Origin of the sequence: Bacteriovorax sp. DB6_IX (assembly GCF_000447775.1) — a bacterium.
Lineage (GTDB): Bacteria > Bdellovibrionota > Bacteriovoracia > Bacteriovoracales > Bacteriovoracaceae > Halobacteriovorax_A.
Genome location: NZ_AUNJ01000282.1, coordinates 1 through 19,978 on the forward strand (window position 1 = coordinate 1; position 19,978 = coordinate 19,978).

The 19,978-nt window shown below is 38.3% G+C and carries 22 protein-coding genes; 9 read left to right on the top strand and 13 right to left on the bottom strand.

The window, feature by feature from the left end:
• Nucleotides 1-261 (bottom strand): pyridoxal-phosphate dependent enzyme (locus M901_RS08155; protein ID WP_021277744.1); only part of this gene is annotated, 261 nt, incomplete at its 3' end.
• 353 nt (nucleotides 262-614) lie between these two features.
• Between M901_RS08155 and M901_RS08160 the strand changes: the two genes are divergently transcribed.
• From M901_RS08160 to M901_RS08175, 5 genes are all read left to right on the top strand, one after another.
• Entirely contained in the window at nucleotides 615-1,058 is a 444-nt protein-coding gene (locus M901_RS08160; RefSeq protein WP_021277737.1) for a GH3 auxin-responsive promoter family protein, read from the top strand.
• 40 nt (nucleotides 1,059-1,098) lie between these two features.
• The gene (locus M901_RS16430; RefSeq protein ID WP_021277728.1) at nucleotides 1,099-2,139 is read left to right on the top strand and encodes a GH3 auxin-responsive promoter family protein; all 1,041 of its coding nucleotides are present in this window, start codon (nucleotides 1,099-1,101) and stop codon (nucleotides 2,137-2,139) included.
• A complete protein-coding gene (locus M901_RS16435) occupies nucleotides 2,139-3,392 on the top strand; it encodes an aldo/keto reductase (protein WP_021277714.1) in 1,254 nt (417 codons plus the stop codon). The genes M901_RS16430 and M901_RS16435 overlap by 1 nt, the downstream gene beginning before the upstream one ends.
• Nucleotides 3,393-3,431: 39 nt before the next feature.
• Nucleotides 3,432-3,806 (top strand): response regulator transcription factor, encoded by a 375-nt coding sequence (locus M901_RS08170; protein ID WP_021277722.1) that lies wholly within the window; start codon nucleotides 3,432-3,434, stop codon nucleotides 3,804-3,806.
• Nucleotides 3,807-3,889: 83 nt separating this feature from the next.
• Nucleotides 3,890-4,819, top strand: a complete 930-nt coding sequence (locus tag M901_RS08175; protein WP_021277726.1) for an ATPase, T2SS/T4P/T4SS family — start codon at nucleotides 3,890-3,892, stop codon at nucleotides 4,817-4,819.
• A 27-nt stretch (nucleotides 4,820-4,846) separates the two neighbouring features.
• Here M901_RS08175 and M901_RS08180 read toward each other — a convergent pair whose 3' ends face one another.
• Both M901_RS08180 and rluF read right to left on the bottom strand, forming a co-directional pair.
• A complete protein-coding gene (locus tag M901_RS08180) occupies nucleotides 4,847-6,841 on the bottom strand; it encodes a urocanate hydratase (protein ID WP_021277719.1) in 1,995 nt (664 codons plus the stop codon).
• A 96-nt stretch (nucleotides 6,842-6,937) separates the two neighbouring features.
• Nucleotides 6,938-7,867, bottom strand: a complete 930-nt coding sequence (rluF, locus tag M901_RS08185; protein ID WP_021277731.1) for a 23S rRNA pseudouridine(2604) synthase RluF — start codon at nucleotides 7,865-7,867, stop codon at nucleotides 6,938-6,940.
• 87 nt (nucleotides 7,868-7,954) lie between these two features.
• On the opposite strand from rluF, the gene M901_RS08190 reads away from it, so the two are divergent.
• The 3 genes from M901_RS08190 (at nucleotide 7,955) to M901_RS08200 (ending at nucleotide 10,554) form a co-directional block, all read left to right on the top strand.
• Nucleotides 7,955-9,121, top strand: a complete 1,167-nt coding sequence (locus M901_RS08190; protein WP_034721359.1) for a hypothetical protein — start codon at nucleotides 7,955-7,957, stop codon at nucleotides 9,119-9,121.
• A 77-nt stretch (nucleotides 9,122-9,198) separates the two neighbouring features.
• Nucleotides 9,199-9,831, top strand: coding sequence for a murein L,D-transpeptidase family protein (locus tag M901_RS08195; protein ID WP_021277717.1), 633 nt, complete (start codon nucleotides 9,199-9,201; stop codon nucleotides 9,829-9,831).
• 45 nt (nucleotides 9,832-9,876) lie between these two features.
• Complete coding sequence (locus M901_RS08200; RefSeq protein ID WP_021277739.1) at nucleotides 9,877-10,554, top strand: rhomboid family intramembrane serine protease; 678 nt, start codon at nucleotides 9,877-9,879, stop codon at nucleotides 10,552-10,554.
• Here the strand turns inward: M901_RS08200 and M901_RS08205 are convergent.
• From M901_RS08205 to lysA, 3 genes are all read right to left on the bottom strand, one after another.
• Nucleotides 10,551-11,252, bottom strand: coding sequence for an ABC transporter substrate-binding protein (locus M901_RS08205; protein ID WP_021277732.1), 702 nt, complete (start codon nucleotides 11,250-11,252; stop codon nucleotides 10,551-10,553). The two genes, M901_RS08200 and M901_RS08205, sit on opposite strands and share 4 nt — an antisense overlap.
• A gap of 77 nt (nucleotides 11,253-11,329) precedes the next feature.
• Entirely contained in the window at nucleotides 11,330-12,199 is an 870-nt protein-coding gene (locus M901_RS08210) for a serine protease (protein WP_021277745.1), read from the bottom strand.
• A gap of 134 nt (nucleotides 12,200-12,333) precedes the next feature.
• Entirely contained in the window at nucleotides 12,334-13,566 is a 1,233-nt protein-coding gene (gene lysA / locus M901_RS08215) for a diaminopimelate decarboxylase (protein ID WP_021277724.1), read from the bottom strand.
• 303 nt (nucleotides 13,567-13,869) lie between these two features.
• On the opposite strand from lysA, the gene M901_RS08220 reads away from it, so the two are divergent.
• Nucleotides 13,870-15,462, top strand: coding sequence for a HAMP domain-containing protein (locus M901_RS08220; RefSeq protein ID WP_021277742.1), 1,593 nt, complete (start codon nucleotides 13,870-13,872; stop codon nucleotides 15,460-15,462).
• Nucleotides 15,463-15,487: 25 nt separating this feature from the next.
• Here M901_RS08220 and M901_RS08225 read toward each other — a convergent pair whose 3' ends face one another.
• From M901_RS08225 to ilvA, 7 genes are all read right to left on the bottom strand, one after another.
• Nucleotides 15,488-16,000, bottom strand: a complete 513-nt coding sequence (locus M901_RS08225; RefSeq protein ID WP_021277735.1) for an NADPH-dependent FMN reductase — start codon at nucleotides 15,998-16,000, stop codon at nucleotides 15,488-15,490.
• A gap of 108 nt (nucleotides 16,001-16,108) precedes the next feature.
• Nucleotides 16,109-16,933, bottom strand: a complete 825-nt coding sequence (locus tag M901_RS08230) for an ion channel (protein ID WP_021277725.1) — start codon at nucleotides 16,931-16,933, stop codon at nucleotides 16,109-16,111.
• A gap of 44 nt (nucleotides 16,934-16,977) precedes the next feature.
• Complete coding sequence (locus M901_RS16440) at nucleotides 16,978-17,223, bottom strand: hypothetical protein (protein WP_021277715.1); 246 nt, start codon at nucleotides 17,221-17,223, stop codon at nucleotides 16,978-16,980.
• Between the two features lie 16 nt (nucleotides 17,224-17,239).
• Nucleotides 17,240-17,857 carry a succinylglutamate desuccinylase gene (locus M901_RS16445; protein ID WP_021277734.1) on the bottom strand — a complete coding sequence of 206 codons (618 nt, stop codon included), beginning with the start codon at nucleotides 17,855-17,857 and terminating at the stop codon, nucleotides 17,240-17,242.
• A 137-nt stretch (nucleotides 17,858-17,994) separates the two neighbouring features.
• Entirely contained in the window at nucleotides 17,995-18,180 is a 186-nt protein-coding gene (locus tag M901_RS18390) for a transglycosylase SLT domain-containing protein (protein ID WP_157679923.1), read from the bottom strand.
• Nucleotides 18,152-18,625 carry a transglycosylase SLT domain-containing protein gene (locus M901_RS16450; protein ID WP_021277738.1) on the bottom strand — a complete coding sequence of 158 codons (474 nt, stop codon included), beginning with the start codon at nucleotides 18,623-18,625 and terminating at the stop codon, nucleotides 18,152-18,154. Before M901_RS16450 ends, M901_RS18390 begins: the two co-directional genes overlap by 29 nt.
• 121 nt (nucleotides 18,626-18,746) lie before the next feature.
• Nucleotides 18,747-19,952, bottom strand: coding sequence for a threonine ammonia-lyase (gene ilvA, locus M901_RS08245; RefSeq protein WP_021277746.1), 1,206 nt, complete (start codon nucleotides 19,950-19,952; stop codon nucleotides 18,747-18,749).
• Nucleotides 19,953-19,978: the final 26 nt, after the last annotated feature.

The window sequence follows — 19,978 nt, forward strand, 5'->3', positions numbered from 1 at the left end:
AGCAAAGGCAGCTCCAATATTTCCAGTAGAGGCGACCACATAATTCTTAACTTCGGCCTCTTTTAGAGCAGAAGAAACTAAGCATCCTGCCAAGTCTTTAAAGCTTCCTGTTTTTGGGTTCATATCTTGGCGATGGGCCAGGACTTGGCATGATATTCCTTTTGATTCTTTGGCAAAATCTTCAAGAAACTCCCAGCGATCAAGTGGCATATTCCCTTCACCAAAAGAGATAATATTATTTTCATCATGAATCGGTAGCATCTTCTTATATCGTCTTAGACCAACTTCATCTGAGTTAAAGGCATTGAGGAAATCTTTCTTCGAAAGTGTTGGGTAGAAGACATTGAGATGATGACTATGACACTTTGGACAATCCGTTAAGAGTGTACCTCTTTGATTTTCTATTTGGTGGTCACAGTCGACACATTAGAAAATAAAACTCTTGCATATTAAACTCCCCTGAGTCCTCATTATAGCTTCAAGAGAGGAGTTATCCCAGTATGTTTTAGAGGACTAAAACGCTCGGGCAAAACTAAGAAATCAACTTCCTAAACCGATAAGATAAGATATGTAAGGAGAGAATATGAGACCACCAAATTTCTTGGTACGTTGGCTTGCGCATAGGCACCAAGAAAAAGATCAAACAGTTATCGGAAAATATTGAAGAGGTACAAAGTAAGATTCTTTTTGAAATTCTTGATTATTTTGATGGAACAGAGCTTGCGAAACAATTTGATCTCTCCAAAGTAAAAACTATTGATGATTTTAATAAGATTGTCCCAATCACAACCGATTTGGATTATCAAGAGCTCCTTGATCATTTAAGAGCAAATAACTTTGCCAATACGATTCAACGAGGGAAGTTGAAGTACCTGGCCAAAACATCTGGATCAACGAAGAAAAGTAAGTATATTCCTTATACAGATAAACTCATTAAAAACTTTAGAAGGTTTTCTACCAATATCATTTTCCATTTTAGTTATATCAATGACCGCTACGATATTCTTGATCAGAATATTCTTGTGAGTCCTGCAAATCCAATCACTGAAAAAAAGTGATAAGGGCCTAATCATTGGATATGCCGCAGGAATTATGACAATGCTAGCCCCGAAATTTTCAAAGAAGATTGTAAAACCGAGTTTAGAAATTATAAAACTCCCTACCATAAATGAGAAAGTCAGTGAGATGGTAAAAGAATCCTATCCTTTAGATATTAGATCTTTTTCCTCTGTTCCTGCTTTTGCGCTACCTATTTATGAGTCCCTCTTTAATTATGCTAAGGAGCAGGGGCAAGATGTTAAACATATTCGCGATATTTGGCCTAACTTTGTCATGTATATTTTTTCTGGAGCAGCGGTAGGACCTCATGAGAAGAGATTGCGTAAATTTATTGGTGAGGATACACCAATTATGGAAGTCTATTCTGCAACAGAGTCACCGGTGGCCTATCAGTATTCAAAGACTCCGGGAGAACTCTATCTTGATTTAGAAAGCTGCTTCTTTCAGTTTCAAGAAGTGGGCTCAGAGCTTGATTCCAAAAGATTGGGAGTTCATGAAGTTGAAATTGGAAAGCAATATCGACTACTCATGACAACCTATGGTGGACTCATGTGTTATCGCATTGGGGATATTGTTGAGTTTACATCATTGAAGCCACCCCTTATAAAAATTCTCGGTAGAGAGAAAGAAGAACTCAATATGGCCGGGACAGAGAGATTGAGTTTACCGATGATTCACGAATTTCTAGATAGTGTCCTAAGTAAGTATGACTTTAAAAAAGAGATGTTCTTTATTTGTCCTTATTTTAAAGACGATGGAAGAAGAGGTTATCACTGGTGTTTTGAGACAGATGAGGATTTTCCAAGGGCTAAAGAGCTACTTAATGATCTCGACAACGAACTGATTAAGTACAATAGTGGTTATAAATTATCACGTGATTCCAACGCTCGGTTAGAGTTGCCAAAGCTGAGCTTTATTCCCAAGGGGACGATAGATAAATATATTTTAAATAATAAGCAATTTGGACAGGGAAAGTTTCTCACTGTTCATAATGAAGGTGATGATTCATCTCGATTCTTTAAATATCTTAAAGAATCTGGTATTGATATGAGAACATTTTCTTTAGAAGAGGAGTCGTAGTGGCATTAGGTTTTGGTGGGTATAGAATAAGTATTGAATCAGATGAGCATCGTCAGGCGCTAGAGAAGGCGATTGAATACGGCATTACTCTCATTGATACATCTGCTAATTATACTGATGGAGCAAGTGAAAAACTCATTGGTGAAGTCTTAAAAAAGGCTGCCCATAAACCTCTCATCATTTCTAAAGTTGGTTATATTCAAGGAACGAATTTAAGTGTCGTTCAAGAACTCAATGAAAAGGGACTGGCTAAAGATGATCTAGTTAAAGTTAATGATAGTCTTTGGCATTCTATTCACCCCGAGTTTATTAGAAATCAGATCGAGTTATCGCTTGAGCGTTTAGGTCTTGAAACTCTTGATGCTTATCTTCTTCATAATCCCGAGTATTATTTCTATGAAGAAGGAGCGACTCAAGAAGAGTATTATGCTCGTATCGATAAGGCCTTCGCTTGCTTAGAAGAACTTGTTGTTGAAGGTAAGATTCGAGAATATGGGATTAGCTCAAATAACTTCATTCTTTCGGCACAAGATCCTAAAGTCACAGATATTGACCGTATTTATGAATGTGCTACAAAGCAAGGGGAGAACCATCATTTTAAGTGGGTTCAGTTCCCATTTAATCTCATTGAAATTGATGCTCTTGAAAAGCACTATGGGCCATTCTCTCTTCTTGATAAGGCAAGGGGAATGGGGCTAAAGACAATGATTAATCGACCTCTTAATGCCTTTGCAAAAGGTGATCAAGGCGACCAGCTTGTAAGACTAGCTTCTTACGGAGAATTCATGGAATTTGATTCAAAGGAAAGAGGAGAACAACTCCTTAATCATTGTTTGGATCTTATTGATCAAAAAGTTAGAGCAGAAGACCCTGACGAAGATATTCGAGAAGTTCCCATTATTAAACAATTTGTGGGGCTTTGGAATACTCTACCTAGTGAAGATGCAGTTCAACAAGTTTTTATGGGCCACTTCTTCCCGTTGGTTGCTCGTATTTGGGGAGGGGATTTGAGTGCGAAGGAGAGTGAACCATTCTATGAACTCTATGATTGCGCCTTGAACTTTTCTCGTCAAAGAATGAATCAAACGGCTGAGGATTTCAGGCAGCAGGCAATTAAAACTGGACTAATTCAAGATGACTCTAGACCATTACAAGTGACAATTCTTGAGAAGTATCAAGAGTATGGTTTTGATTATATCCTCGTCGGTATGAAGCGCCCAATCTATGTCGATCAATTAAAAGATTTATTTTAATACTTTATCTTCCTGAATAGTTAATATTATAATTTCATAGTGAATAATGATCTTATCAAAACTATTCAGGAAGAAGTTGAAGATTTGAAATCTCTTTGTCGAGATTACGAATTAGTTGTTCCTTCCAAAAATATTGTCGCAAAAAATATTCTAGCGACATTTCACGCAAAGATTGAATCACTCAATAGCTTAATCAGCACAACCCAAGAAAAAGTAGAATCTCCTTTAACTAAAAGAGAAAGCGAGATACTAAGTTACGTGGCAAATGGCTTCACTAATAATGAAATCGCTAGTGCTTTAAGGATCTCTGCTAAGACGATTGAGTATCACCTAAGCTCTATTCTTAAGAAAACAGAGGCCTCAAATAGAACAGAAGCAGTAAATAATGCTATTAGACTTCAATGGATTCAGTAGGTTAGCTTCCTTCCTAGGGGGCTCCCTAGTATGAAAAAATCTTAAAATAACGATAATACAGATAACACCACACAGGAGTTATTATGAAAAATCTAGAAAAAGCATTTGGACCGATTTGGGAGTTATATTCAAATCCTAATATTCACGAGATCATTATAGATTCTGTGGATGACGTCTATTACGAAGAAGCTGGAAAGGTTATAAATTGTGAGAAGCAGCTTTTTAAGTCTTCTGAGGAAATTTCAGACCTTATTTATCGTCTGATAGAACTTTCGGGAAGAGAACTGAAAAAGGGACAACATTCTATCAACTTCGTTATCAATGAATCGACTAGGGTAATGTGTGTCTTGCCCCCTTTATCTATTAAGGGACCGATTCTCAATCTTTTAAAAATTCCACAGAATCAACTATCTTGGAGTGACTATAGGAAGTTTGATGCTGTTGATGAGGAAGGTGAGAAGCTTATAAAGAAAATCATAGGTGATAATAAAAGTTTACTTGTTGCTGGTGCTGTTGGTTCTGGAAAAACGACACTTCTTAACTTACTTGTTGATACAATTGATCCGGACTATAGAGTAGTGACAATTGAAAAGATGGCAAATCTTCTTATTACAAGAAAGAGGGTTGCAAGACTTCAAACTGAAAATTCACACGTGGATGAGCTGGTTGGTCTTGTCGAGTCCGCAAGATATCTTAGAGCAGACTATCTCGTCTTAGATGATGTTCAGGGGCCAGAGACGATGCCATTTCTTCAGCTTTTGCATGAGGGACATAGCGGAATGATGCTAATAGGTGCTGAGAATATTTTTGATTCTCTAAGAATGTTAGAACTTAAGGCCTTGAGCTCTGACTTTACTGGCTCTCTTGAGGATATTCGTTATTCAATTTCTAGTGCACTTGATTATGTTGTATTTCAAGAAAAGTGCGAAGATGGAAAGCGCCGTATTACAAGAATTGGTAAGATTATAAATGAAGGTGATAAGTTGAATTTAGATATTATTTATAAGCGATAAAAAAGGGGAGCATTGCTCCCCACTTTTCTATAGTAATGTCTCATCGACAATATTTGGTAGCGTTACTTGAAGTAGTGGCTCGCTCTCCATTGCGCGTTTAATTGCGAAGATTGCACCTTCATTTCTTGCCCAGCTTCTTCTGTTAATTCCGTTATTAACATCCCAAAAGAGCATAGATTTAATACGTCTATCACAGTCTTCAGAACCGTCAAGAACCATTCCAAAGCCACCATTGATAACTTCTCCCCATCCGACACCTCCGCCGTTATGAAGAGATATCCAAGTCGCTCCTCTAAAAGAATCCCCAACGAAGTTTTGAACGGCCATATCTGCTGTAAATTGAGATCCATCATAAATATTTGAAGTTTCTCTGTAAGGAGAATCTGTTCCTGAGACATCGTGATGATCACGACCAAGAACAACTGGAGCTTTAAGCTTTCCATCTTTAAGTGCTTTATTAAAAGCAAGGGCGATCTGTGTTCTACCATCGCTATCTGCATAGAGAATTCTAGCTTGTGAACCTACGACAAGTTTATTTTCCTGAGCACCTTTAATCCATTGGATATTGTCGGCCATCTGTTGTTGAATTTCTACAGGTGACTCGGCCATCAGTTTTTCTAAAACTTCTGTTGCAATTTTATCTGTTAGTTCAAGGTCTGCTGGATCGGAGCTCGTGCAAACCCATCTAAAAGGGCCAAAACCGTAGTCAAAGCACATTGGTCCCATAATATCTTGAACATATGATGGATATTTGAATTCCTCATCATTCTTCATGATATCAGCACCTGCTCTTGAAGATTCAAGTAAGAAGGCATTTCCATAGTCAAAGAAGTACATTCCTTTATCGGCCAGTGTGTTTATGGCCTTAACATGTCGTCTTAGAGTTTTTTGAACTTCCTCTCTAAACTTATCGGGATTATTTGCCATCATCTCATTTGATTCTTCTAGCGAGAGATCAGCTGGGTAATAACCACCGGCCCAAGGGTTGTGAAGTGATGTTTGGTCTGAACCAAGTTCAACCATGATATTTTCTTCAACAAGTCTCTCCCAAAGATTCACAATATTTCCTTGGTAGGCGATAGAGACTATTTCCTTATTTTCTTTTGCCTGACGAATTCTTGGAATTAAGGCATCAAGATCTTCGTATACTTCATCAACCCAACCTTGCTCGTGTCTTGTTTTAACGGCCTTAGGATTGATTTCGGCAACCAGACCAATACATCCTGCAATAACTGCAGCTTTAGGTTGAGCACCAGACATTCCACCCAGTCCTGCTGTGACAAAGAGTTTTCCGGCAAGGTCTGTTTTGCCATTGGAAATTTTTCTACCGGCATTTAGAACAGTAATTGTTGTTCCATGAACAATTCCTTGAGGTCCAATATACATGAATGAGCCAGCCGTCATTTGACCATATTGTGTGACCCCTAAAGCATTAAATTTTTCCCAGTCATCTGGTTTCGAATAGTTTGGAATCATCATTCCATTTGTGACGACAACTCTTGGAGCATCGGCGTGTGAGGGAAAGAGTCCGGCCGGGTGTCCTGAGTAGAGGTGAAGTGTTTGCTCATCTGTCATTGTCGCTAGATATTGCATTGTCAGAAGGTACTGGGCCCAGTTTTGGAAAACGGCACCATTTCCACCATAAGTGATTAGCTCATGAGGATGTTGAGCAACAGCATAGTCTAGGTTATTGGAAAGCATGAGCATAATGGCCGCAGCTTGTTTTGACTTGTGAGGGTAGTCTTCAATTGATCTTGCATAGATCTTATAATCTGGTCTGAATCTATACATATAGATTCGTCCAAAAGTTTCAAGTTCTTCCTTAAACTCTGGAAGAAGTTCTGCATGAAATTTCTTTGGAAAGTATCTTAGTGCATTTTTGAGTGCGAGCTTCTTTTCTTGCTCGTTCAAAATATCTTTTCTTTTTGGAGCATGATTGATTTGTGGTTCATACTCTTTCTTAGGTGGGAGTTCATTGGGAATCCCTGCCAGGATGGCCGCTTTGAATTCTTCGCTAGTCATCATTAACCTCGTAATTGCTTATAAAATTTGGGTGATACTATCCTCTTTTATGCAATTTTACTACTTGGCGGTGCGTCTAGTTGTTGAAATCCCGAATTAGCGTCGTTTACCACGCTTACCACCACGTCCGGCAGCGGCCCTTTTGTCTTTTTCGTACTGCTTATCGAGGTTGGCAAAGATCTTGTCGTACTTGCTCTTCTTTTTCTTTGCTCCTGCTTGGTTATTTTTTCCGGCCTTTACTGTTTTCTTTTGAGGCTGTTTACTGCGATTGGCCCCTTGAGTTTTTGCATTAGGCTTGGCCTCTGAGGAAGAGCCCTCAATCATTTTTAAAAGCTCCTTCAATTCAGTATCAGTGAGATCTCTCCAGTCTCCAACAGCAAGACCTTTTAAGCTGACATTCATAATTCTCACTCGGTCAAGCTTTTGAACTTCGTATCCAAAGTACTCACTCATACGACGAATCTGTCTATTGAGCCCTTGAACTAATGTAATCCTAAATGAGTTCGTCGACTCTTTACTGACCTGACATTTCTTTGTCATTGTGCCTAGAATAGGGACACCGGCACCCATTCCTTTGATAAACTCATCAGTAATAGGCTTATCGACAGTAACGATATATTCTTTCTCGTGATTATTCCCGGCCCTTAAAATTTTGTTAACCAGATCACCATTATTAGTTAGGAAGATAAGACCTTGAGAGTCCTTATCAAGTCGCCCGATAGGAAAGATTCGAATACTATGACCTACGTAATCAACAATATTATCTTTTTCTGAGGACTCAGTTGTTGAGACTATCCCACGTGGTTTATTGAGAGCGATAAAGACGAGTTTTTCTTCATCTCGTGGCTCAATCTTTTTACCATCGACAATAACAATATCGCCTGGCTCGACTGTGGCACCAACTCCGGCCGGTTTTCCATTGATGAGGACCTTTCCTTCATCGATAAAGCTATCGGCTTCTCTTCGTGAGCACATACCACTTTGGCTAATATATTTATTGAGTCTGATTGAGTTTTTAATTTCCATGGCCCATCTATAGCACATAATTCAGAGAAATATTCATACCTTGAATAAATTGATCTTTTTTTCGCAACGGCCATGTTATATAGGGCCATGGCAAAGAAAAAGAAATCAGGTATGGCACTACAGGGAGTAGGAATTGCTCCAAATATTCTCCTTCAACATGTTGAAAATACAGCTCCCTTCTTATTTAAGGGAGAGCTCGATACAACTGGGGACAAACGTCAGTTTCTAGAGAAGCTACGTTTTTATAAGAAGAACCTCAAGCAGTTGAATAATATCAATCTGGCAGAGTATTTCCATATTTGTCTTTGTGCCCACTGGAGTACTGCTGGGACTTTTGTTCCAACTGATGTTGATAACCAAATTCGTGAGACACTCTGGAAACATGGGCACATCATGAAGCATATAGAGAAGATGGCCCAGATCACAATTGATTCGTGGACATGGGACTATTCTCAGGTCACTAGCCGTAAGTCGTATAACTCTCAAAAAGATACAGTAATGAGTACCCATGAAGGAACATGGCTAAGTGTGGCCATTGGAGCTTACTGTGCATTGGTTAAGTATAAGAAGACAGAGCTTGCTCAGGATATGGCCGATGTGATCCTAGCGGAGATTAAGAAAGAAGAAGAGATTATGATTCAGCTTCGTGAAGATCGTGATCATATTAACTTTCTAAGAGCTGCTCCTTTGATGGCCCATAACTTTGGTGATTTAGATCGAGTTATGATTCAATGGCAAATGGATGAGAACGATGCCTTCTTTAAAAGAATCTTTAAATTGGGACATCAGCTCAATGAAAGCTACAATCCTATCTTGGTCTATTCAGGAAAGGTGAATAAAGAATTTAGTTCAAAAGAAAATCATCGTCACATGTCGATGAGACAGCCAAAGTGCTTGAGAAAATCTTCTCAGTTCTTAATTCCTGTTGGTCCATTTATGGATAACTGGGGAGCGACGCTAGGGCAATCGGATCTTCTAAGTATTGAAGAAAAGGCCGAGATTGTTGGAGCTTTCTTTGAAGGTTATAAGAGACAAGAACAGGCCTTTGGCTATATTAGAGGGTTTAGAAATCTTGTTGAGAATGTCGATGGTGGAATGAATGCTCTTGAGCAATTTCTCCCATTTGATGTTGTGGCACAGATGAAGAAGTCAGAGTTTATGGCCCTGTCTAAGATTAGCACAGAAGAATTTGAGGATGATTATAAGAAGAAACTTGAAAAATTCGTCTGCCCAGTCACGAATATCTCATTCTAGTTGTGGTGCAATGTGTAATTATTATAATATTGGCTATTTAGAGGTCTTTGAAGGCTAAAATCTGCTATATTTGAGCTATGAGAAAACTAAGTCTAATTATTACACTACTTCTAGTATCCCTTTCGACATTCGCAAAAGTTGACGAGATTCGCGTTTATAAGAGCTCTCGTAGAATGCTTCTTATGGAGGAGGGAAATATTGTTAAGGAATACAGAATTAGACTGAGCTTTAAGCATAATAATCCTTTTTTCCAGATGGGACCTAAGAGACTTAGAGGTGATAATAAAACTCCTGAAGGTATCTACAAAGTTAAAAGAAAGGTAACTGAAAACTGGAGTAACTTTAAAAAATCTCTTCTCATTAATTACCCTAATAAAGAAGACATCCAATGGGGTAAGGAGAATGGATATAGTGTGAAAGAGTTAGGTGATGCTATTCAGATTCATGGGACTCCTAAGAGAATTAATCCCGCCCTCAAGAAATTTGCACTTGAGTATTTAGGTTGGATGATTACCGATGAAGCAGAGTTAGAAGAGTTAATGCAAAAATATATTTATCCTATGGTTGATTGGACTAATGGGTGCATGGCACTTAATGACGACGAAATGGATGAAGTTTTCAAACTTGTCGAGGAGGGAATTCCTGTTAAAATCTATCGTGCTAACCCATCAATAATAGAGAGATTAATGAATATAGGTCCTGCTCTTTAAATCTTGAATCATTGACATCACTTGCTTTCTTCCCATCTTCTATTTATGGCGAAGAAAGTCTTTATAGAAAACTATTTATCACGACCTCGCTTTTCAGGAGGTCTTCTTATTTCTTTTGGAATGCTTGCTCTGTGCTTTGTCTTTAGTGCCCTTCAGTGGAATGGTTATATCGACTATATTGCAAAACCAAGTCGAGTCTTTACTGATCACGAATATTGGCGACTCATTACTTCTATTTTTATTCATGGTGATATGAAACACTTGATGTCTAACTCGATCATGACAATCATTATGGGGTATTATGTTAGCACATTCTATGGTTTCAAGTCTTATCCTGCATTTGGGATCTTTGTTGGAATCGTGATTAATATTCTAGTTCTCCTGTCATTTGATTATGATATTGGAATTGTCGGTATCTCTGGTGTTCTCTACTATCTGTGGGGCTTTTGGTTTGCTCTCTATGTAAAGATTCAAACTCATATTCCTTTGAGTCGTAGGCTTATGAAAGTCTTCATTGTCGGAAGTTTTCTCCTTATACCTGAAGTCTTTGAAGTTCAAGTGAGTCATCTCTCACACTTTCTCGGTTTTATCTTAGGGATACTCTTAGGGATAATTTATTTTAGTTTTGCAAAAGATCGCATTCAGTCTTATGAAAAATGGGAATGCGTTGAAGAGCCTGAAGTTGATTTTGACTATGCGATTCGAGAAGAAGAATTAAACTAATAGGCAAGGTCAGTCACTTTTTTTAAGGCCCTATTGAATTTGATTAAGAGAGCTTTTGAACTTTCTTTCTTTCTAGGAAAGAGTGCATGTAAGGTCTTTCTTGAGAAGACTTTTTCAAGGTGTCTAATATTCTTAATCGATAGTTTTTGAATATAGTAACTGGCCAAGTAATTATTTGTTAGCATGCCATCGACTCTTTCTTTATTAAGAAGAACGAAGCATGGCTCAATCTTTGATGGACGTACAAGATCTAGAGAATACTTACTAATATAAGGCTCAAGTTCTTGAGTATTATAGCCAACTGGGATACAGATTTTCTTGTGCTCAACGAGGAACTTGTCGATTTGCATATGGGATTTCTTCTTTGGCACATAGAGAAAGTTCTTTATCTCATAGAGAGGCCTAGAGTAATGGAATAGCTTCTCTCTTTGAGCATTTCTGACATAGGGAAAAATAAAGTCATATTCCCCGTTGGCCGTCTTCTTTTCAGCTCGCTTCCATGGAAGCCAGTCCAATTTAAGATTCATTTCTAAGGTTTGAAAAGTATCACGAATGAGTTTGACGGCCTTACCTCCTCCTTCTTTAGCACTTGTCGTGAATGGAGGAAAGTCTTCACCAGTCACTGCTGAGATAGAGTTTCCTGCACTAGCTTGCGCACTAAATTGCAAAGAAAATAGGATGAGGAAAATGGTCTTCATATAATTTATTGTAGTCTGAGGAGGGAGTGTTGGCAATATTGGATAAAAAAAAGCCCCCTGAGTAGGGGGCAATGGTATTATTTTTGAAATTCTTTAATGATAGTGATTTTAGTAACATCTTCTCCACGACAAGAGTCCATTTCACAAACAACTGGTGTTCTACAGTAGTTTCCATTTGAGTCTCTTGATGACTTGTAGTCTGTGTGACCTCTAACTAGGATACCTTCAACATCTCCTGTTCTCGCGTTAAATACTGCTGAACCAGAGTTTCCAGCAAAAGTATCTAGATTTGTTTCAAAGTAGGCTGATTTTGAGCTATCTCTTACAAAGGCGTCACCAGCAACTTTAGATGGAAGACCTGTCGGGTGTCCAATAACTAGGATTTCGTCACCATTTTCAATAGCTCCTGTTTTTCTCACTCTTAATGGCTCTCTTCCTGTCACTTTTCTATCTAGTTCTAGTACTGCGTAGTCTGCACCAGTTGAAGATTCAAGCTTTCTTTCAACAAGTCTCTTACAAGAGTAAACGCTATCTTTTCCAACATAGATGTCTTTTTGAGAGGCATCGTTGAGAGCATAGTCAAATACCCACTTGTGGCTTGAACACTCTCTATCGCTATTAATACAGTGTCCAGCAGTTACAAGATATTCTTTTCCGTTACTTTCAACTAAGAAACCAGAACAAGTCGCGCTTGTGATTTGGTTGTCAAACTTATCTCCATCACAAACGTTAAGTCTGCTTCCAGTCATCTTATATGTTCCATTAACTTGCTCATCAAGATTGTAATTAGCAACCTTTCCTGCCGTTGCCTTAGCAAGTCTTAGGTGCATGCTATTTGTTACTTCGAAGATATCTAGGCGATTGTCCTCTCCGTAGATAACTTTGTTCATACCAAAAGAATTTGCCGTGAACATTCCTGCTAAAATAACCATCTTCCATAATTTCATATTGTGTCCTTTGCTATACTTGTGACATAAATTATTTCAGCTTAAGAGGTGAGAAGTCTAATAGAAAGTTATGGCATTTCCTCACATTCTGTCATTTAACTAATATGACGGCCTGTAAGGAAATGTTGGATTAACTAGGCTTTTTGTATTTTTCCGGTATTCGTAAGAAAGAATTCTGAAGGTTTCTCTCTCATATTATAATTTGAAGACATTGAGTATCCATAGGCCCCTACGTCTGAAACGCTGATCAGATCATCTGTTTGGAGCTTTGGTAAAAGCCTGCCACTACCAAAACAGTCTGCGGTTTCGCAGATAGGACCAACAATATCTGTTCTGACTTTCTTTCTCCTATTCAGAGAAAGAGGGATGATTTCATGATAGGCCCCATAGAGTGATGTTCTTACAAAATCATTCATTCCACCATCAACAATTGCAAAGAAGCACTCGCCTGATTCCTTTGTGCGAATGACTCTCGTAATAAAATGACCAGCCGTCGCACTTATTGATCTTCCTGGTTCAAAGACAATACGTGGTCTATTTTGGGTTCTTGAATGATAATTCTTATCTAGAGTCTTTGAGACAAGTTCCATATAGTCGCTGGCACTAGGTTTATCTCCGCTTTTCTCATAATCAACTCCAAGTCCGCCGCCTAAGTCAAAGAATTCTAGTTGGAGTTTCTTTTCCAGCGCTAGATTTGTTAATTCTGTGATGGCCTTAACTGTGGCCTTTAAACAAGTTAATTGGCTTCCGATATGAATACTTAGGCCAACTAATTTTGTCGAACTCCAATACTTCTTACTTTTAATGGCCTTTACGATATCTTCTTTTAGTAGACCAAACTTATGTGTTTTAAAGCCTGTTGAAATATGCTTATGGGTTTTAACTTGAACTTGAGGGTTGAGGCGAAAGGCAACTCTTGCGGTCTTCTTCAGCTTCTTAGCAAGAGAATTAATAAGCTCTAGCTCTTCAAGTGATTCCACATTAAAAGAGTAGATTCCTTCTTTATGACATTTTAATGCATAGGTAATTTCCTCTCTGGTTTTTCCTACGCCAGAGAAAACTATTTTTTGAGGATCTATTCCACACTCTAGGGCCCTCTTTAGCTCTCCTCCTGAAACAATATCGGCCCCAGCACCTAGCTTTGCTAGAGTCTTGACGACTTTGTGATTTGGGTTCGCCTTAAGGGCAAAGCAAACAAGAGGCCTTTCAATATTATACTCTAGTGCACTGTTGTAGAAGTTAAGGTAATTATCTTCAAGAGTATTTTGACAATAGAGGTAGAAGGGGGTTTTAAGCTTCTTCGTTAATTGAGGAATATTAGCATCAAAAAGATGGAGTTGAGAGTTCTTATAATTTAAATTTGTCATACTAAATTCTAACTAAAATTAGCGAGGGAGGGGATGGGAAATTCTCTCCACTAAAAAATTGCCAGATTTAGAGGTCCTTTAGTCCATGAGGTAGGCAGACGTATTTGTGAAGGTATTCATAAATTGTGAGGCTCTTTAAGCTTATATTGAGATAGTCTGATTAATTTGATGAAATATTGTCAAAGATATTTTTTCTTTAATTAGACTTCGTTTGTAGTCTTAAATAATGAATATATTTTCCTAATTCTGATAGCGGCATTGCTTAAAATAGTGGGTGTGAGATCGCGCTATTAAGGGGGATATATGTCATTTCTTTCTTCCGTTAAGATGAAGTTTCTCTTAACTTTCTTGGCGGGAATACTATTCTTTACGGCCACAACAATACTGTCTAAATCACACTTTAGTGAATATACGAGACGTTTGGAGGCGCTTGCTGAGCAAGAGCTTAATATCACGAAGCATATATTTGTCGTCTCCGATATTCAAACTCGGACAATGCAAGTTCTTGAAGCCCTTATTACTGATATAAAAAACTATCAAAATAGTGATTTAACTAAGATTGAGCTAGAGAATCGAATTCGCGTAAAAGATGCCTATCTTCAAGACGAAATTGAACGTGCAAGAGTTCAATATGAACAGATGGAAAGGGCCGTGATTCCTAAACTCGAAGGTGCCCAAGTCGCGCTTTTGGCAGTTAAGCTTTATAAAGAAGAATTCTATTATTTCTATCAAAAATATCTTAGTGGTGTTGATAAATTAACTAATAAAACAATCACTACTGACTCAATAGTTTCAAGTCTCCAGGACTTTGAAAGTGCGAGGCTTTCACTAGAAAAAATCATGCTCTCATACTTTGATGAGTTTGATACTGTCGCGGGAAATGCACAAGCGGCCGTTTCAAATGATCAGCAAAAGGCATGGTCATTAATTCTCTTTTCTAATGTGGCCTTCTTTTCTATTCTCTGTCTGACATTTATTTATCTCTATTACAATGTTCTTAGCCCTCTTAAAGATGGTGTGAGAATCGCTAAGAGAGTTGCGAGAGGAGATCGAAATATTAGATTTGATTACCCTGAAGACGATGAAATAGGGCAGCTAATTATGTCTTTAAAGGCCATGGCCGAAAAAATTTATGAAAGAGAAGATGCTCTATTAGAGGAAAAGTCCAAGGTCGAAGCAGAGAGTACAAAGAAATCGCAGCTAATGTTAGATGTTAATAAAGAAGTTAAAAAAGAGTTGGCCATTATTAATTCTGCCGTCCATAAGGTTCATGAAAGCAATCTCTCAAAGCGCAATAAGGATCTCTTGGAAATTGCTGAGAGTGAGGGGCAACACCTCGAAAGCCTCATTGGAAGTATTGATCAAGTTGCTAAGAATGATATTGAGGGGAGTGTTGAAGAATATGATGAACTTCCTGTTCAGGATTACTTATTAAACTTTGCAAAAGAGCATGAGAAGAATATTAGAGATGCTGGCATGGAGCTCTTTACGTCAATTGATCCCTCTGTGCCCCAAATGATTCTGACAAATAAGGAAAGACTTGCACAGGTTCTTTCATATAATCTCAAAACGATTCTCTCAATTGCACAAGGGGGAGAGATACGTCTCATCGTTGATACTCTTAGCTCTGCTCATGGGAAGTTCTTAGTCATAAGTATGTCTGAAATGAGAACAACTCTAGAAACAATAAATAAAGAAAAGTCTACGACTTCATTGGTTGAAAAGCATGAGCTTGAGACAATCGATCTCGCTGTCCATAAGAAGCTTATCGAGCAAATGGGGGGAGAGTTTGATGCTCATGAAGTTAGTGGTCATGGAGCTGAACTTAATTGTTTGATTCCGATATGGGATATCTCTGAGGGACGTAAGAACTTTGGGCAAACTAATGTGTCATAGAAAAGGCTCCTTTGAGGAGCCTTTATTATTTAGTTGCGAGTTGAGTTAGAGTTTCAAGAACGGCCTTTGCACTATCAAGATTTAGCTCTTTGGAGTAGCTTGTGAGGAGCTTTCTTCCAAGAATATGACATCCTATGAAACTAAGCTGAGATTGCATGGCCATGAGGACATGATTTCCTCCACCACCTGAGTGTGTTCCAATTGCGGCCGGCTTATTATTAAAGGCCTCTCTCCAGTCTTCATTTCCAGAGCGTGAAATCCATGAAATGGCATTGATAAAACTTGGTGTTACTGACCCATTATATTCAGGTGATAAAAAGATAAATCCGTTTGCGCTGAGAAACTTATCTGTCAGGGCCTTGGCCGCCTCGGGAGTTCCTCTTCCTTCTTCTGCCGTTGAGTAAACAGGTAGTTCGTAGTCGCTAAGTTTTACGACTGAGAATTCCGCATTATAGTCTGTAGAGAGCTCGTGTAGTTTATTGGCCAGCTCTAGGTTCTTTCCATCACTTGCAGTGACAATTAGTATATTGGGTTTCATATCTCCTCCAAAATTAATGATTTAACTCATAATAGAATAAATAATGTTCAAAAAAAAGACTATAAATATGGACATAATGTTTCAGGATGAGAACATTGTCTAGTGTAACTATTTGAATTCATGAAAGCGATCCAGGTGGATCACTGTATCACCATGTTTTGTTGTTTCTAAGATATCTTTGAATTGTCTGTTAATCACAAGATCTTCCACAGTATAGAAATTTGAAGCGCTGATTGATTGGCCAATAGTTTCATCTAGACCACTAAGCGAAGCTGTTAAGCCAAATTGGTGGCCTAGGATTTCTTCGGAAGAGATTCCATAGAGTGGGCTTGAAGAGTCAATGGGATGCATGATTGTGAGACTGAGAGAGAAGATAGGAGTCTCTGTCCTGACGAGTTTGAGGTTGTGCATCTTTCTTAGACTAATTCCCTCAGGGCTAACTTCATTTCTTAGAAGTGTCATACCAGCTTTTGCATTCATAATGCGATTTGATCTGACATTGGCCACCCTAAGCATGAGATGATCAACACCATTGTACTTAGTTAATAGTAAGTTCTTACTAAAGAGAATTTGTGATTTTGGAATTGAGAACTTTGAAAAGATAAGTCCCGTCATAATTGCAAGAGAGAGCATTCCTGTAAAAATCTCGATCGTCGAGATGAGATTTCCAATGAGTCCATTGGGAGAAATATTTCCATAGCCTACAGTAGATAGTGTGTGCACACTAAAGAAGAGGTTTGAGAGGAAGCTCCCATCTCCAGTGGTTGAACTAGGAAAAGCTGTGTAGAGAAGAGCGAAGCATATATTTAATAAGATAAATAGAATTAAGAAGAGAAAGAGAAAAGGTCCCCATGACATATTCATCAGATGGTAATAGAGATCACTTAGAAAGTTCCTCGGCCCATCTTTACGAATAATATTTAAGACTCTCATATTTCTTCCTTATGACTCAATAATTAAGAGGGCCGCTCTTTGACCTATAATGACATCTTTATTGGAAAGATAACACGCATATCTATATCTGCAATATAGTCCTTACCAAGGTCGTGATATATCTTTTCGCCTTTTTTAAAGAGAGTAAAGTTCTTCGTATCATCAGGAAAGTAGAAATCAAAGTCATCACTCTTTTTGATGGCAGAATGATGAACATTAAAGAGTTTTAAATCTTTATTGAGTTCAGAGCTTACAGTGATTTCCTTACTAAGTATTTTCCTTAGATTCATTCTTGTTTTTGCAAAACTACTCACTTGGGTTTTCGTTCCAAATAGGATGAACCTTTCCAAGTTCTACTGTGAAAGAGTGTGCACCATAGAGTGATTTTGTATGATACGAAAATGTCGTCGATTCACTCTTTGAAAAGAGAATTGCCTCAGCTCCAAGAGACTCCATCATATTGAGTTGTTCATTGGACTCGATATTTGTTGGTGAATAGGGTGAGATTGCAAATTTTTCAATTTGAGAGGGCTTAATGGCCGTGTGAAGATCATAGTGCCACTTTTTAGAAAGATCATGTCTTTGGTAGAAATCTTCTACGACGGACTCTATTTCACTTGCTCTCTTTGTTTCATAACATGGCTCAATTCTCTTATGAGTTCCAACAAAGAGTCGGTTGAGATTGTAGTCGACAAATCTCTTCGCAATATTCATGGCCCTTGGGTTTCCAAGAATAAAGAGAGTTGGATATTTTAATTCAAGCTTTTGAGTTAAGACTTCGCTAATAACTTCATCGCAGATTTCGATTGGTGCCGTCTCATTTCCATGAATTGCCGTTGAAATTATAATGGCAGTGTCCGCACTTTCTTTCGGAACAATTTCTAGAAAACCTGTATTGTGAAGGAGAATAAGATACTTACTCATTCTCTAGTTTCTCTGGTGCTAGAAAGTCTGGATTATTTCTTGTGATTTCGAGGAAAGATTCTCCCTTCAGGAGTTTGTTTAGAATAGTCATAGACCCATCTTATCGAAGAGGATGGGTCTTGAAAAGTCACTGACGATTATATCTTCTTATAGATATCGAAATACCTCTTCATAACTGCAACCGTATAGTCCTTTGGTCTAATTTTCTTACTTAATGCTCGTCTTAGATTTCCTGGACCCATATTATAGGCCGCTAAATAGAGCTGACCATGCTTATACTTATTTCTAAGAAGGTTAATATAAGCAGCTCCCAGCTTGATTATTCTGTACTGGGTTTTGAAGAGTTCTTTTTCCTCTCCATTTCATCTTAATTTTCTTGGCCATCCACTTTCCCGTTGAAGGAAGGATCTGCATTAGTCCAATTTCTCCAGATGTACCCTTTGCACTAGGATTGAAAGAGGATTCATTCATAATTACTGCAGAGAGAAAGACTGGGTCTAACTCATACTTGATCGCTTCAGCGATAATGGCATTAGTAATCATTGATGCTTTGTACTTATACTTCTTTGGAAGAGTCTTTGAGACTGTCTCAGAAACAAGTCCTTTGATGTCCTTGTGATTAACGTCAACGCTTGCCACACTTCTTCCGTAGTTCTTACCAAGAAGTTCCTTAACGTGTTCAATACGTATTTCATTAAGATTTGATAGATTTAATGCAAAAATAGATGCTTGTAGAAAAACTGATAAAATTAAAAATTTACCTTTCATATGCTACCCCCAATTTACCCAATTTCTATATTGCAGGGGGCATGCCAATTTTAAGTCTATGAAATAATAGGATCGTTGGTTTAGGCAGTGTCTAAAGCTTAGACACTGCTTACTTTATAGGCTATCTCTGGACCTCTAGTCCTTGCGATTGAATGGCCTTGATAATCTCTTCAATATGCTCATGACCCTTTGTTTCTAGGGTAAAATGCACAGCGGTTTCTCCAAGATGAGTATTTGAGAAGGTACGATTGTGGTAGATATCGACAATATTAGCACCATGTTCAGCGATAATTCGTGAGAGATCAGAGATGATTCCTGGCTTATCTGGAACAATAACTTTGAGGTTACAAAGTCTTCCGTGCTCAGAGAGACCTCTTTCTAAAACCTTTGATAAGAAATTCAAGTCTATATTTCCACCTGAGACAATAGAGACAACTTTCTTACCTTCGATATCAGAGATCTTTCCTGAAGTGAGTGCTGCAAATGAAGCAGCTCCGGCTCCTTCAACTAAGACCTTCTCTGTTTCAAGTAGCATCATGATTGCGTGGGCCATTTCAAGTTCTGTCACTGTGACAATCTCATCAACATATTTCTTAACGATATTGAAGGTATTCTCTTTAACTGTTGTTACAGCAATTCCATCAGCAATGGTCTTCTTCTTTTCTACAACTGCTAATTTCTTTTCATCGACACTGGCCTTCATCGCGGCCATTTGTTCCGCTTCAACACCGACAATTTTAATATTAGGATTAAGGCTTTTGATGGCCGTCGCAATCCCTGAAATTAAACCTCCACCTCCGATAGGGCAAACAACGATATCAATATTTGATAAGCTCTCTAAGATCTCAAGCCCAATTGTTCCTTGACCAGCAATGATATCATCATCGTTAAAGGGGTGAATAAAAGTTTGTCCTTGAGCTTTTTGAATTTCTAAGGCCTTTTGATAGGCATCATCGTAAAAGTCTCCATGTAAAACGACATTGGCGCCAAATTTCTTAGTCCCTTGAATCTTAGAAAGGGGAGTTGTTTCTGGCATGACAATTGTCGCTTGAATTCCACATTTCTTGGCGGCCAAGGCAACACCCTGAGCATGGTTTCCCGCAGAGGAAGCAATAACACCTTTTTTCTTCTCTTCATCAGAGAGCTTTTGTAAGCGGTTCAACGCACCTCTCACCTTATAGGCTCCTGTTAGTTGCAAGTTCTCTAGTTTGAGAAATAACTCACAGTTAAGCAGTTGGCTAAATGTTGAAGAGTAGGTTGTTGGAGTCTGTATAATTTGATCTTTTATACGCTCTCGTGCGTCTTGAATATCTTTTAACTTAATCATATTTATCACCTAAAAATTTTCCCCAT